This window comes from Oceanicella sp., assembly GCF_056449545.1.
Genome location: NZ_JBWOMN010000092.1, coordinates 1 through 13,327 on the forward strand (window position 1 = coordinate 1; position 13,327 = coordinate 13,327).

At 68.8% G+C, this 13,327-nt stretch carries 9 protein-coding genes; 3 read left to right on the forward strand and 6 right to left on the reverse strand.

What is annotated here, in order from left to right; translation table 11 throughout:
• Positions 1-40: 40 nt before the first annotated feature.
• Positions 41-2,245 (reverse strand): malate synthase G, encoded by a 2,205-nt coding sequence (locus AC1HC7_RS12715; protein ID WP_479496692.1) that lies wholly within the window; start codon positions 2,243-2,245, stop codon positions 41-43.
• A 164-nt stretch (positions 2,246-2,409) separates the two neighbouring features.
• On the opposite strand from AC1HC7_RS12715, the gene pepN reads away from it, so the two are divergent.
• Positions 2,410-5,043 (forward strand): aminopeptidase N, encoded by a 2,634-nt coding sequence (gene pepN, locus AC1HC7_RS12720; protein WP_479496691.1) that lies wholly within the window; start codon positions 2,410-2,412, stop codon positions 5,041-5,043.
• Between the two features lie 8 nt (positions 5,044-5,051).
• Here pepN and AC1HC7_RS12725 read toward each other — a convergent pair whose 3' ends face one another.
• Positions 5,052-5,519, reverse strand: coding sequence for a hypothetical protein (locus AC1HC7_RS12725; RefSeq protein WP_479499073.1), 468 nt, complete (start codon positions 5,517-5,519; stop codon positions 5,052-5,054).
• 122 nt (positions 5,520-5,641) lie between these two features.
• Here AC1HC7_RS12725 and AC1HC7_RS12730 point away from each other — a divergent pair, with 122 nt between their 5' ends.
• Together AC1HC7_RS12730 and AC1HC7_RS12735 are read left to right on the forward strand one after the other, a co-directional pair.
• Positions 5,642-8,632 carry an error-prone DNA polymerase gene (locus AC1HC7_RS12730; protein ID WP_479496689.1) on the forward strand — a complete coding sequence of 997 codons (2,991 nt, stop codon included), beginning with the start codon at positions 5,642-5,644 and terminating at the stop codon, positions 8,630-8,632.
• Between the two features lie 70 nt (positions 8,633-8,702).
• Positions 8,703-9,374 carry a c-type cytochrome gene (locus tag AC1HC7_RS12735; RefSeq protein ID WP_479496688.1) on the forward strand — a complete coding sequence of 224 codons (672 nt, stop codon included), beginning with the start codon at positions 8,703-8,705 and terminating at the stop codon, positions 9,372-9,374.
• 9 nt (positions 9,375-9,383) lie between these two features.
• On the opposite strand, the gene AC1HC7_RS12740 is transcribed toward AC1HC7_RS12735, so the two are convergent.
• From AC1HC7_RS12740 to AC1HC7_RS12755, 4 genes are all read right to left on the reverse strand, one after another.
• Positions 9,384-10,055, reverse strand: a complete 672-nt coding sequence (locus AC1HC7_RS12740; RefSeq protein WP_479496687.1) for a TVP38/TMEM64 family protein — start codon at positions 10,053-10,055, stop codon at positions 9,384-9,386.
• Positions 10,056-10,356: 301 nt separating this feature from the next.
• Complete coding sequence (locus AC1HC7_RS12745; protein ID WP_479496686.1) at positions 10,357-11,355, reverse strand: ABC transporter ATP-binding protein; 999 nt, start codon at positions 11,353-11,355, stop codon at positions 10,357-10,359.
• Positions 11,356-11,404: 49 nt separating this feature from the next.
• On the reverse strand, positions 11,405-12,244 hold the full coding sequence (locus tag AC1HC7_RS12750) for a carbohydrate ABC transporter permease (protein ID WP_479496685.1): 840 nt from the start codon (positions 12,242-12,244) through the stop codon (positions 11,405-11,407).
• A gap of 10 nt (positions 12,245-12,254) precedes the next feature.
• Positions 12,255-13,232: a carbohydrate ABC transporter permease gene (locus AC1HC7_RS12755; RefSeq protein ID WP_479499074.1), complete on the reverse strand. Its 978-nt coding sequence runs from the start codon at positions 13,230-13,232 to the stop codon at positions 12,255-12,257.
• Positions 13,233-13,327 lie beyond the last annotated feature (95 nt).

Here is a 13,327-nt window from a genome sequence, read left to right on the forward strand (position 1 = left end):
GGATCCCGATCCGCCATTGGCGCAGCGGCGAGGGTCGCCGCTACCCCGCCCGTTCCTGCGCCCGATCCAGCGCCCGGCCCTGCGCCCGGTCCAGCGCCTTGCGTTCGAGACGGCGGGCATGCAGCACCGGCTCGGTATAGCCCGAGGGCTGGGCCGCGCCCTGAAACACCAGATCGCAGGCGGCCAGATAGGCCGGCCCGTCAAAGCCCGGCGCCATGGGGCGATAGGCCGGATCGCCGGCGTTCTGGCGATCGACCACGGCGGCCATGCGCTGCATGGTCTCGCGCACCTGCGCCTCGCTCACCACCCCGTGACGCAGCCAGTTGGCCATGTGCTGCGAGGAAATCCGGCAGGTGGCGCGGTCTTCCATCAGCGCCACGTCGTTGATGTCCGGCACTTTCGAGCAGCCCACGCCCTGATCCACCCAGCGCACCACATAGCCGAGAATGCCCTGCGCGTTGTTGTCGAGCTCGGCCTGCAATTCGGCCTCGGACCAATTGACGCCGCCCGCCAGCGGCACGGTGAGGATGTCGCCCAGCGACGCGGGGGCGCGGGTCGCCAGTTCCGCCTGACGCGCCGGCACGTCCACCTTGTGGTAATGGGTGGCGTGCAGGGTCGCCGCGGTGGGGCTCGGCACCCAGGCGCAATTCGCGCCCGCCAGCGGGTGGCCGATCTTCTGCTCCAGCATCGCGCCCATCAGGTCGGGCGCCGCCCACATGCCCTTGCCGATCTGCGCCCGACCGGCGAAGCCGCAGGCCAGACCGGCGTCGACATTGCTGTCCTCATAGGCGGCGATCCAGGGCTGGGATTTCATGTCGGCCTTGCGCACCATGGGCCCGGCCTCCATCGAGGTGTGGATCTCGTCGCCGGTGCGATCCAGAAACCCGGTGTTGATGAAGGCGACGCGGCTTCTGGCGGCGCGGATGCAGGCCCTGAGATTGACCGTGGTGCGGCGCTCCTCGTCCATGATGCCCATCTTCACGGTGTTCGCGGGCAGGCCCAGCGCGGCTTCCGCCATGTCGAACACCGAGGCCACATGGGCGACCTCCGCCGGCCCGTGCATCTTCGGGTTCACCACGTAGATCGAACCTTTGGCCGAATTCGCCCGGCGCTTCAGATCATGCATGGCGCAAAGCGTGGTGATCATGGCGTCTAGCTGCTGTTCCTGCGCCTCGGCGCCGTCGCGGTCCAGCACGGCGGGCGAGGTCATCAGCAGCCCGACATTGCGCACCAGCATCAGCGATCGGGTCTTCAGCTTGAACGGCGCGCCGTCGGGGCCGGTGTATTGGCGATCATCGTGCAGGCGGCGGGTGAAGCTTTCGCCGTTCTTGGACACCTGCTCGGCCAGATCGCCTTTCATCAGGCCCAGCCAGTTGCGATAGGCCAGCACCTTGTCCTCGGCGTCCACGGCGGCGACGGAATCCTCGCAATCCATGATCGTCGAGATCGCGGATTCGAGATTCACCGCGGCGATGCCCGCCGGGTCGTCGCGCCCGGGGCCGAGTTCGGGATTGACCAGAATCTCGATATGCAGATGGTTGTTCTTCAGCAGAAAACGCTTCGTGCCGCCGCCCGCGGCATGGCCGGCGAAGCGGCTCGGGTCCGTCAGGCCGGTCTCGCCGCCCGCGGTGGCGGCGAACAGCCCGCCGTCGCGGACCTCCAGCGCCGTGACATCGGCCCATCTGGCGCCCGACAGCGGCGCGGCGTCGTCCAGAAACGCCTTCGCCCAGGCCACCACCCGCGCGCCGCGCGCCGCGTCATAGCCGCCGCCCGTCGGCAGATCGCCCAGCGCGTCAGTGCCGTAAAGCGCGTCATACAGCGAGCCCCAGCGCGCATTCGCCGCGTTCAGCGCGAAGCGCGCGTTCATCACCGGCACCACCAGCTGCGGGCCGGGAATGCGCGCGATCTCGTCATCCACATTGGCGGTGTCGATGGTGAAATCCTCTGCATCGTCAAGCAGGTAGCCGATTTCGCGCAGGAAGGCTTCATAGGCGGCCGCGTCCCAGGCCGCGCCGCGCCGCGCGGCGTGCCAGGCGTCGATCTTGTCTTGCAGTTCGGCGCGCCGGGCCAGCAGGGCGCGGTTGGCGGGGCCCTTTTCATGCACGACGGCGCTCAGCCCGCGCCAGAAATCGCCCGAATCGACGCCCGTGCCGGGCAACGCCTCGGTCTCGACGAAATCGAAGAGCGGGCGGGCCACCTGCAGGCCCTCGACCTCGATCCGGGCGGCTTCGGTGTGATCGGTCACGGCGTTCTCCTCGCGAAAGTCGGTTTCCGCCGAAACACAGGGTTTCGCGCCGAAAGTCCATTCAAATGACAATCGATTCCACAAGGCGGAAATGCCGCTTTGCGCTTGAGGCCGGCCGTGGTTTGCCCGAATGTCGGGCCTCGCGTCACCAGGGAGCCTCCGCCATGCAAGATGCCGCCGCCGCCAGGACCATCCGGCTCAGCGACTACCGTCCCCCCGCCTGGCTGGCGGACACCGTGCGCCTCGACTTCGATCTGGCGCCGGACGCGACCCGGGTGCGCGCCCGCATCGCCTTTCGGCGCAACCCGGCGGGGGATGGCGGCGCGCTGCGGCTCGACGGGCGCAATCTGAAGCTGATTTCGGCCAGCGTCGACGGCGCCGACGTGACCGGCAGGCTGACGCTCGATCCCGAGGGGCTGACCCTTGACGCCCCCCTGCCCGACGCCTTCGAATGGCGCTGCGAGACCGAGATCGCCCCGGCGGCCAACACCGCGCTCGAAGGCCTCTACCAGTCCAGCGGCATGTATTGCACCCAGTGCGAGGCGCAGGGCTTTCGCAAGATCACCTACTACCCGGACCGCCCCGACGTGATGGCGGTGTTTTCGGTGCGCATCGAAGCCGACAGATCCGTCCCGGTGCTGCTGTCCAACGGCGAGCCCGGCGCGACCGGCGATCTCGGCCCCGACCGGCATTTCGCCGAATGGCATGATCCCTGGCCCAAGCCCGCCTACCTGTTCGCGCTGGTGGCCGGGGATCTGGTGGCCCATTCGGACGGCTTCGCCACCATGTCCGGCAAGCCGGTGGCGCTGAACATCTACGTGCGCCCGGGCGACGAAACCCGCTGCGCCTACGCCATGGACGCGCTGAAACGCTCCATGCGCTGGGACGAGACCGAATACGGACGCGAATACGATCTGTCGGTGTTCAACATCGTCGCTGTCGACGATTTCAACATGGGCGCGATGGAGAACAAGGGGCTGAACGTGTTCAACTCCAAATACGTGCTTGCCTCGCCCGAGACCGCCACCGATCGCGATTACGAGCTGATCGAGGGCATCATCGCCCATGAATACTTCCACAACTGGACCGGCAACCGCATCACCTGCCGCGACTGGTTCCAGCTTTGCCTGAAGGAAGGCCTGACGGTGTTCCGCGACCAGCAGTTCTCCGGCGACATGCGATCCCACCCGGTGAAGCGCATCAACGAGGTGAAGCAGCTGCGCGCCCGCCAGTTCCGCGAGGATTCCGGCCCGCTGGCCCATCCGGTGCGCCCTGAATCCTATGTGGAGATCAACAATTTCTACACCGCCACCGTCTACGAAAAAGGCGCCGAGGTGATCCACATGCTGCGCCAGCTCGTGGGCGCGCAGGGTTACGCCAAGGCGCTGGACCTGTATTTCACCCGCCATGACGGGCAGGCCTGCACCATCGAGGACTGGCTGAAGGTGTTCGAGGACGCCACCGGGCGCGACCTGTCGCAGTTCAGCCGCTGGTATTCGCAGGCCGGCACGCCCCATGTTGCCGTGAGCGAGGATTGGCGGCCGGGCGAAGCGGGCGCGGGCGGGCGCTACACCCTGACGCTCAGCCAGCGCACCCCGCCGACCCCCGGCCAGCCCGACAAGCGGCCGCAGGCGATCCCGGTCGCCTACGGGTTCCTCGGCCAGTCCGGGCGCGAGATCGCCGAGCCGGGCCTGCTGGAGCTTTCAAAGCCCTCCCAAAGCTGGAGCTTCGACCTCCCCGAACGCCCCACGCCCTCGCTGCTGCGCGGGTTTTCCGCGCCGGTGATCCTTGAACGGGAGTCCAGCGCGCAGGAACGCGCCTTCCTGCTCGCCAACGATCCGGACCCGTTCAACCGCTGGCAGGCGGGCGCGGCGCTGGCGCTCGACACGCTGATCGCCCCGATCCGCCTTGCCGGCGACGCGGTGACGCTTGACGACGCCCCCGCGCCGCCCGAGGTCACGGCGGCGATCGGCGCCGCGATCCGCGACCAGAGCCTGGACCCGGCGTTCCGCGCCCTGGTGCTGACCCCGCCGGGCGAGGACGAGATCGCCCAGACCCTGTTCGCGCGCGACGGCGTGGTCGACCCGGACATCGTCCACGCCGCCTCGGAACGCTTCCGCAACGCGGTGGCGCGGGATCTGGCCGATGACCTCGCCGCGATCCGCGCCGCCAACCGCGTCACCGGCCCCTACAGCCCGGCGGCGGCGGATGCGGGGCGGCGCGCGCTGGCCAACGCGGCGCTCGGCTTCCTGTCGCGCAATCCCGGCGGCGGGGCCGCGGCCGCGGCCCAGTTCGAGAACGCCGACAACATGACCGACCGGCTCGCGGCGCTGACCATTCTTGCGCATCGCGCCGCGCCCCAGGCCGACGCCGCGCTGGCGGATTTCCGCGCCCAGTGGCGCCACGACCCGCTGGTGATGGACAAATGGCTGGCATTGCAGGCCACCGCCCCGCATGCGGGCGCGCTGGCCCGCGTGCGCGCGCTGGCCGAGGATCCGGCCTTTCCGTGGAAGAACCCCAACCGCTTCCGCTCGCTGATCGGCGCCTTCGCGGCGGGCAACCCGGCGCGGTTTCACGCGGCGGACGGCGCCGGCTACCGCTTCTTCGCCGACTGGCTGCTGAAGATGGACGCGGTGAACCCGCAAACCACCGCCCGTTGCGCCGGCGCCTTCGAAACCTGGCGGCGCTACGACCCCGCGCGCCAGACCCTGATCCGCGCGCAACTGGACCGCATCGCCAACGCCAAGGGGCTCAGCAAGGACACCGGCGAGATCATCGGGCGAATTCTGCAGGCGTAGCCGCGCCCTCACGCGTCCTGGCGGTTTTCCGGCGGGCGCGGCGGGCGCCACGCGCGACCGGGCAACGGGTAGTCCCGGTGCAGCAGGAAATCCAGGCGATCCTCCGCGGCATAGCCCTGCGGACAGTTCTGATACGCCAGAATCCGGCAGACGGCGCGCAGGGTCTCCTGCCGTTCCGCCGGCCATGCGCCGATTTCCTCCTGCAGCCAGCCCAGCCATTGGGCCTGCAAGTCGCTCGCGGCATCGATCATGCCGGGCAGGCGCGCCTGCCGCCTGCCGGTGCGCCACCGCCAGTAGGCGGCGAGATGGTCATGGGCGTTCTGCAATGTCCGGTGATCGAATCGCGCGGCAAGCTCGAGCCTGCCCAGAAAGGCGTCGTCCCGACCCAGAAGCCGGGCCGCAGACAGCCAGGACCGGCGGCAGGTCCCCGCGAGAATGCCCAGCGCCTCGTGATAGACGTCGTGCTGCGCATCCATGGCGGGTTTGTCGCCGTCGCCCTCGAATTTTTCGCAAACCAGCATCGGCCTCCCTTGTCGCACGGGCGCCGCCGCCCCGCAACAGATGGCAATAGGAACAAAACAGGAATATACTGCCCCGCATGCCCTTTGCCGAGCTCTGCGCCACCTCCAATTTCACCTTCCTCACCGGGGCCTCGCACCCCGAGGAATACGCGCGGCGCGCCGCCGCGCTCGGTCTGCCGGCCATCGCCATCGCCGATCGCAACTCGGTCGCCGGGATCGTGCGCGCCCATCAGGCCCTGCGCGATCTGAAACGCGAAGGCGCGGCGGCGGTCCGTCAATCCTCCGCCCCCGGCCATGCCGAGCTGACCGCAAGGGCCGCGGGGCTCGCCGCCCGCGACCCGCAACAGCCCGACGGCCCCGCCAGACCCGACCCGCCCCCGCCCGACCCCGAGGATCCCCCGCTCTGCATCCCCCGGCTGATTCCCGCCGCCCGCCTCGTGCTTCAGGACGGCCAGAGCCTCACCGCCCTGCCCGCGGATCGCGCCGCATGGGGCCGCCTCACCCGGCTGCTGACGCTCGGCAAGCGCCGCGCCCCCAAGGGCGAATGCCGCCTCGACGCCGACGATCTGCTCGCCCATGCCGAGGGCCTGATCCTCCTTTTGCGCCCGCCATCGGCGCCTCACTCGAAGCCCGGCGCGCGCGCGGCGCTGCGGCTGGCGCGGTGGTGGACGCGCCGCCTCCCCGCGCAGGTGTTCCTTGCCGCCGCGCCGCGCTATGACGGGCAGGACGCGGCGCGCCTGGAAACCCTCGCGCGCATCGCCGACGCCGTCGGCGCGCCGCTCGTCGCCACCGCCGAACCGATGATGCACCGCGCCTCGCGCCGCCGCCTTGCCGACGTGCTCACCTGCATCCGCGAGGGGCTGACCATCGAGCGCATCGGCCGCGCGGCCCAGATGAACGCCGAACGCCGCCTGCGCTCGGACGCGGAGATGCGCCGCATCTTCGCCGGGCATGAACGCGCCGTGGACCGGGCCGGCGAAATCGCCGCCCGCGCGGCCTTCTCGCTCGACGAACTGCGCTACGAATACCCCGACGAGGTCGCCCATGGCGAGGATCCCCAGACCCGCCTCGCCCGGCTCGCCGCCGAAGGGCTCGACGCCCGCTACCCCGGCGGCGTCCCGGCGCGGGTGCGAAAGATGGCCGATCACGAACTGGCGCTGATCGAAAAGCTCGGCTATGCGCGCTATTTCCTCACCGTGCGCGATCTGGTGGAATTCGCCGAAAGCCGCGGCATCCTGTGCCAGGGGCGCGGCTCGGCGGCCAATTCCGTGGTCTGCTTCGCGCTGCGCGTCACCTCCATCGGCCCCGAGATCGCCGCCATGGTGTTCGAGCGCTTCGTCTCCGAGGCCCGCGACGAACCGCCCGACATCGACGTGGATTTCGAACACGAGCGCCGCGAGGAGGTGATCCAGCACATCTACGCCCGCTACGGGCGCGACCGCGCCGGGCTCTGCGCCACCGTCATCCACTACCGCGCCCGGCGCGCCATCCGCGAGGTCGGCAAGGTCATGGGCCTGTCGGCGGACAGCGTCGCGGCGCTGGCCAGCCAGATCTGGGGCTGGTCGAGCGAGGCCATCCAGGACCAGCGCATCCGCGAGGTCGGGCTCGACCCCGATGACCGCCGCCTTGCCCAGACGCTCGACATCGTCAACGAGATCATCGGCTTTCCCCGGCATCTGTCCCAGCATGTGGGCGGCTTCATCATGACCCGCGGGCGGCTCGACGAAATCGTCCCCATCGAGAACGCGGCCATGGAGGACCGCACGGTGATCGAGTGGGACAAGGATGACATCGACGCGCTCGGCATCCTCAAGGTGGACGTGCTGAGCCTCGGGATGCTCACCTGCATCCGCAAGGCGTTCGCGCTGATCGAACAGCATGGCGGGGCGCGCTGGTCGCTGGCCACCCTGCCGCCCGAGGACCCGCAGGTCTACGACATGCTGTGCGAGGCCGATTCCATCGGCGTGTTCCAGGTGGAGAGCCGCGCCCAGATGAATTTCCTGCCCCGCATGCGCCCGCGCAGCTTCTACGATCTGGTGATCGAGGTGGCCATCGTGCGCCCCGGCCCGATCCAGGGCGACATGGTGCATCCCTATCTGCGCCGCCGCCGCGGCGAGGAGGACGTGACCTTCCCGTCGGACGAACTCGGCGAGGTGCTGGGCAAGACGCTCGGCGTGCCGCTGTTTCAGGAACAGGCGATGCAGATCGCCATCATCGGCGCCGGATTCGATCCCTCCGAGGCCGACCGCCTGCGCCGATCGCTCGCCACCTTCCGCAAGACCGGGACCATCGGCGATTTCCGCGACCGCTTCGTCGGCGGCATGCTCGCCAACGGCTATGAGCGGGATTTCGCCGAGCGATGCTTTTCCCAGATCGAGGGGTTCGGCGAATACGGCTTTCCCGAAAGCCACGCGGCCAGCTTCGCGCTGCTGGTCTACGCCTCGGCCTGGATCAAGCGCCGCCACCCGGCGGCGTTTGCCTGCGCGCTGCTCAATTCCCAGCCCATGGGCTTCTACGCCCCGGCGCAGATCCTGCGCGACGCCCGCGCCCACGGGGTCGAGATCCGCCCGGTCTGCGTCAACGCCAGCTATTGGGACAACACGCTTGAACCCGCGGCGCGCTCGACCGGCGGGCTGGCGCTGCGGCTCGGGTTTCGCCAGATCAAGGGGCTGAAGCAGGACGAGGCCGCCTGGATCCCCGCCGCGCGCGGCAACGGCTACGGCGCCGGGCCGGGGGCGGTCGAGGATCTGTGGCGCAAGGCCGGGCTGGCGCCGCGCACGCTGACCCGGCTGGCCGAGGCCGACGCCTTCGCCGCGCTGGGGCTCGATCGCCGCGCGGCGCTGTGGCAGGCCAAGGCGGTGCATGGCGAACACCCGCTGCCGCTGTTCGCCGATCTGCTGGAGGGCGAGGCCCTGCCCGACCCCGCCGTCGCCCTGCCGCCCATGACCGCGGGCGAGGCGGTGGTGGAGGATTACGTCGCCATGCGCCTGTCGCTGCGCGCCCACCCGCTGGCGCTGCTGCGCCACCGCCTGACCCCGCCGCCCGAACCGCCCGACCGGCGCGGTTGAGTCGCGCTATGCGCAGCCGCGCGAACCAGATACACTGGCCCCGGAAACAACCAGCCTGAAGGACATGACCATGACGACGCGCGCTCGAATGATCGCCATCCTGACGCTGAGCATGGCCCTGCCGCTGGCGAGCGCCCCGTATCAGGCCCACGCCAACAAGGGGCATTCCAAGATGATGCAGACCGGCGCCGATGCGGATCACGCCGATGATCCGGCGGCCGCCGGCCATGACGACGACGCCGACGACGATCACGCAGACGGGGACGACGACCATGACGGCGGCGGCGCGATGGACGCCGCCGAGGAGCATCGCAGCCACGAGCACGGGCTTTCGGTGGAGGCCATGCGGACCATGTCCGCGGCGGAGCAGGCGCAGATGATCGCCCTCATGCAGAGCGAGGGCCTCGGGATCCCCGAGATGGACGCGGCGCGCGGCCGCGATCTGTTCGTCCAGACCGGCTGCGTGGTCTGTCATTCGGTCAACGGCGTGGGCGGCGACATCGGCCCCAACCTCGACGCCGCCAATCTGCCTTCGCCCATGAACGCCTTTGAATTCGCCGCCCGCATGTGGCGCGGCGCGGCGGCGATGACCGCCTTGCAGGAGGATATCCTGGGCAACGTCATCCCCCTGACCGGGCAGGACCTCGCCGACATCATCGCCTTCGCCCATAACGCGGACGAACAGAAGAAACTGCAGGCCAGCGCCATCCCGCAGGAATATCTCGACCTGATGACCCAGTAGCGCCGGGGGTCAGCGCCGCCGACGGCGAAAATCCGCATGCAGCTTCGCCGCGACCGGCGCCGCGGCGAACAGGCCGATGACGAAAACCGCGATCAGGATGCGGTCCATCTCCTCCGCCGCCAGTTCGCTGCCGAAATGCGCGAGCAGAAAGCTCGCCGGCAGGATGCCGACGAAAGTGGCGGCGGCGAAACGCCAGACCGAAAGCGCCGTCATCCCCGCCGCGTAGCTCACGATGTCAAAGGATATGAACGGCACGAGGCGGCTGACGAACACCGTGAGCGTCAGCAGATTCTGCGACCCGGCGAGCCCGCGGGTCAAATGCGCGCCAAGCCATTTGCGCATCAGGTCGTAGCCGAGGAAACGGGCGATGCCGAACGCCGCCAGCGCGCCGATCTCAGACCCCGCGAGCACGTAGAGCGCGCCCCAGAAATGCCCGTAGATCGCGCCCGAGGCCAGCGCGATCGGCGCGCTTGGCAGCGGGCTCACCAGGATCGCCGCGATCATCGTGGCGATCACGGCGACGGGCCCCCAGGGGCCCAGCCCGTCGAACCAGGCCCGCAGCGCGGCGCCGTCCGGCAGGTCCGACGGCAGGCCCAGCCGCGACGCCCACCAGCCGAATGACAGCACCGCCGCGGTCAGCGCCGCGCCGAGGGCGAATTTCAGCACTGCCGGCGCGGTCATGGATGCATGGGCTTCTGACTCGGGCAAAGGTCACGGATCGGCGCGGGGCGCCGCCGCGATCGTCCGCCTCACGTAGCACGAAACGACGGGACGCGAAACGACGGGGGCGCGAAACGACGGGGGCGCACCGGGCGGGCCGCGAAGCCGGGGCCCGATGAAACCCACCGGCTCGCGCGCGACGACGTCATGGAGCGGAGCGTGCCGATGCGGCTGCGCAGCGCGTCCGGGGTCATGATGCTGGGGGGAATGGCGGTATTGCAGCCCCCGGCGGCCGGTTCACGCGGGATTGCGGACGAAACGCCTAGCGGATGCGCTTGCCGTCGCCGTCGAACAGATACATGTCCGCGTCGCCGAAGCCCAGAAACGCCGACGCGCCGATCTCGCAGTCATGCTGGCCCATGAGCCGCACGGTGATCAACTGCCCGCCGTCGATCGCCACATAGACATTGGTCTCGGCGCCCAGGCGTTCGAAATGGCTGATCTTGCCTTCAAGGCGGCCGCTGTCGGCGATGGCGATGCGTTCGGGGCGGACGCCCACGGTTTTCGCGCCGCTCGCCCCCAGCGCCGCCGCATCGACGAAGTTCATCGCCGGCGATCCCAGGAACCCGGCCACGAACAGGTTGTCGGGGTCGTTGTAAAGCGCCATGGGCGCGCCCACCTGTTCGATGCGCCCGTCGCGCAGCACCACGATCCTGTCGGCGAGCGTCATCGCCTCGGTCTGGTCATGGGTGACGTAGATCATGCTGGCCGCCAGCTCGCGATGCAGGCGGGCGATTTCCAGGCGGGTGTTGACCCGCAGCGCCGCGTCGAGATTGCTGAGCGGCTCGTCGAACAGGAACAGCTGCGGCTTGCGCACGATGGCCCGCCCGATGGCCACGCGCTGGCGCTGGCCGCCCGACAGCTCCGCCGGGCGGCGATCCAGACAGGGGCCCAGCTCCAGCATCTTCGACGCGAAGTCCACGCGCTCGGCGATGTAGTCCCTGGACTGCCTGGCCTGCTTCAGCCCAAGGCTCATGTTGTCGCGCACCGTCAGATGCGGATACAGCGCGTAGGTCTGGAACACCATGGCGATGCCCCGTTCCGAGGGCGGCACGGCGTTCACCCGTCTGCCCGCGATCTCCACATCGCCCGAGCTCGCGTCCTCGAGCCCGGCGATGACCCGCAGCAGCGTGGATTTTCCGCAGCCCGAGGGGCCGACGAAAACGACGAATTCGCCTTCCTTCACCTGCAGGTCGATGTGCTTCAACACCTCGACCGAGCCGAAGGACTTGCAGACGTTTCTCAGCGTCAGGGCGGTCATGCGCCGTCTCCTCTCAATGGGTGATCGGCGCGCCGGCGCGCCGGCGCGCTCATTTCACCGCCCCCGAGGTGATGCCGCGGATCAACTGGCGCGAAAAGATCGCATACAGCGCCAGCACCGGCAGGATCGCCAGCGACAGCGAGGACAGCACCGCGTTCCAGTCGGTGACGAATTGCCCGATGAACACCTGGCTGCCCAGCGTCAGGGTCTTGGTTGCCTCGGACGGGGCGATGATCAGCGGGAACCACAGGTCGTTCCAGATCGGGATCATGTTGAACACCGCCACCGTGGCCATGGCCGGGCGCACCAGCGGCAACGCCAGCAAGAAGAAGATGCGGTATTCCGACAGCCCGTCGATGCGCCCGGCGTTCTTCAGGTCATCGGACACCTGGCGCATGAATTCCGACAGGATGAACACCGCCAGCGGCAGCCCCTGCGCGGTGTAGATCAGGATCAGCGCGGTCAGCGTGTTCACCAGCCCGCTGGCCACCATCATCTGCAGGATGGCCACGGTGCCGATGCGGATCGGGATCATGATGCCCAGCGCCAGATACAGCGCCAGCAGCGTGTTGCCGCGAAACCGGTATTCGCTGAGCGCAAACGCCGCCATGGCCCCGAACAGCAGCACCAGGAACAGCGAGGCCACGGTGACGATCATCGAGTTCTGGAAATACAGCATGAAGTCGCCCTGCTTCAGCACCGTCTGATAGCCGACCAGCGAAAAGCTGTCCGCGTCGGGCAGCGACAGCGGCTGGCGAAAGATCGCCTTGCGGGTCTTGAAGCTGTTGATCAGGATCACGAACACCGGGAACAGCGCGATCAGCGTGTAGGCGATGAGGATCGCGTGCGCGGCGATGGCGTTGGGCAGGTTCTGTCTGGCCTTGTTCATTTTCGCCCCCTCAGAACTGATAGCGCCGCAGGCGCCTCTGGATGCCGAACAGGTAGATGCAGACCCCGATCAGGATCACCGCGAACATCGCCGTGGCGATGGCCGAACCCATGTAGGGATCGCCCAGCTGCAACTGGAACCCGAAGAAGGTGCGATACAGGAACGTGCCCAGGATGTCGGTGGCGAAATCCGGCCCCGCCAGCGCGCCCTGCGCCACGTAGATCAGATCGAAAGCGTTGAAATTGGCCACGAAGGTGAGGATGGAAATGATGCCGATCGAGGGCAGTATCAGCGGCAGCTTGATCTTCCAGAACGCCGCCATGCCGGTGATCCCGTCGCATTCGGCGGCCTCCAGCACGTCGTCGGGGATCGACAGCAGCGCCGCGTAGATCAGCATCATCGGGATGCCCACGAACTGCCAGACCGAAATCAGCGACAGCGTGGTCAGCGCGTATTCCTCCTTGCCCAGCCACGGCGCGAACAGGCTTTTCAGCCCGACGAAATCCAGCATCGAGGGCGCGATGCCCCAGATCGGGCTGAGGATCAGCTTCCAGGCGAAGCCGACGATCACGAAGGACAGGATGGTGGGGATGAAGATCGCGGTGCGGTAGAAGGCGCTGAAGCGCAGCGACGGGTGGCTGAGAATCGCCGCCAGCGCGATTCCGATCGGGTTCTGCACCAGCATGTGGATCATGAAGAACCAGGCGTTGTTGCCGAGCGCGTTCCAGAACCGGCCGGCCCAGTGCGGATCGCCGAACAGGGTGCGGAAATTGTCGAGCCCGGCGAAAACCTGCGTCGCGGCCTGCCCGTCGCCGTCGGTCGCGTAGAAGGACATCTTCAGCGTGGCGAACAGCGGAAATATCATGATCGCGCTGTAGACCAGCAGGGCCGGGGCGAGAAACACCGCCACGTGCCATCGCCGCCGGCCGGCGCCGCCGGCATCGGCGGGCGCGGTTTCGGCGGGCGCGGTTTCGGTCTGGTGGGCCATGCAATCCTCCCTCGTCCTTCGGCCGCGCGGGATCGCGCGCCGGGCGTATGGTCAAGATGCGGCAGGGGGTCTGGCAAGAGGCCAGGGCGCCGGGC

What these genes read in the sequence shown, in the direction of transcription:
- pepN (WP_479496691.1), top strand. Translation starts at nt 2,410, where the DNA reads ATGCAAGATGCCGCCGCCGCCAGGACCATCCGGCTCAGCGACTACCGT.
- AC1HC7_RS12725 (WP_479499073.1), bottom strand. Translation starts at nt 5,519, where the DNA reads ATGGATGCGCAGCACGACGTCTATCACGAGGCGCTGGGCATTCTCGCG.
- AC1HC7_RS12730 (WP_479496689.1), top strand. Translation starts at nt 5,642, where the DNA reads ATGCCCTTTGCCGAGCTCTGCGCCACCTCCAATTTCACCTTCCTCACC.
- AC1HC7_RS12735 (WP_479496688.1), top strand. Translation starts at nt 8,703, where the DNA reads ATGACGACGCGCGCTCGAATGATCGCCATCCTGACGCTGAGCATGGCC.
- AC1HC7_RS12740 (WP_479496687.1), bottom strand. Translation starts at nt 10,055, where the DNA reads ATGACCGCGCCGGCAGTGCTGAAATTCGCCCTCGGCGCGGCGCTGACC.
- AC1HC7_RS12745 (WP_479496686.1), bottom strand. Translation starts at nt 11,355, where the DNA reads ATGACCGCCCTGACGCTGAGAAACGTCTGCAAGTCCTTCGGCTCGGTC.
- AC1HC7_RS12750 (WP_479496685.1), bottom strand. Translation starts at nt 12,244, where the DNA reads ATGAACAAGGCCAGACAGAACCTGCCCAACGCCATCGCCGCGCACGCG.
- AC1HC7_RS12755 (WP_479499074.1), bottom strand. Translation starts at nt 13,232, where the DNA reads ATGGCCCACCAGACCGAAACCGCGCCCGCCGAAACCGCGCCCGCCGAT.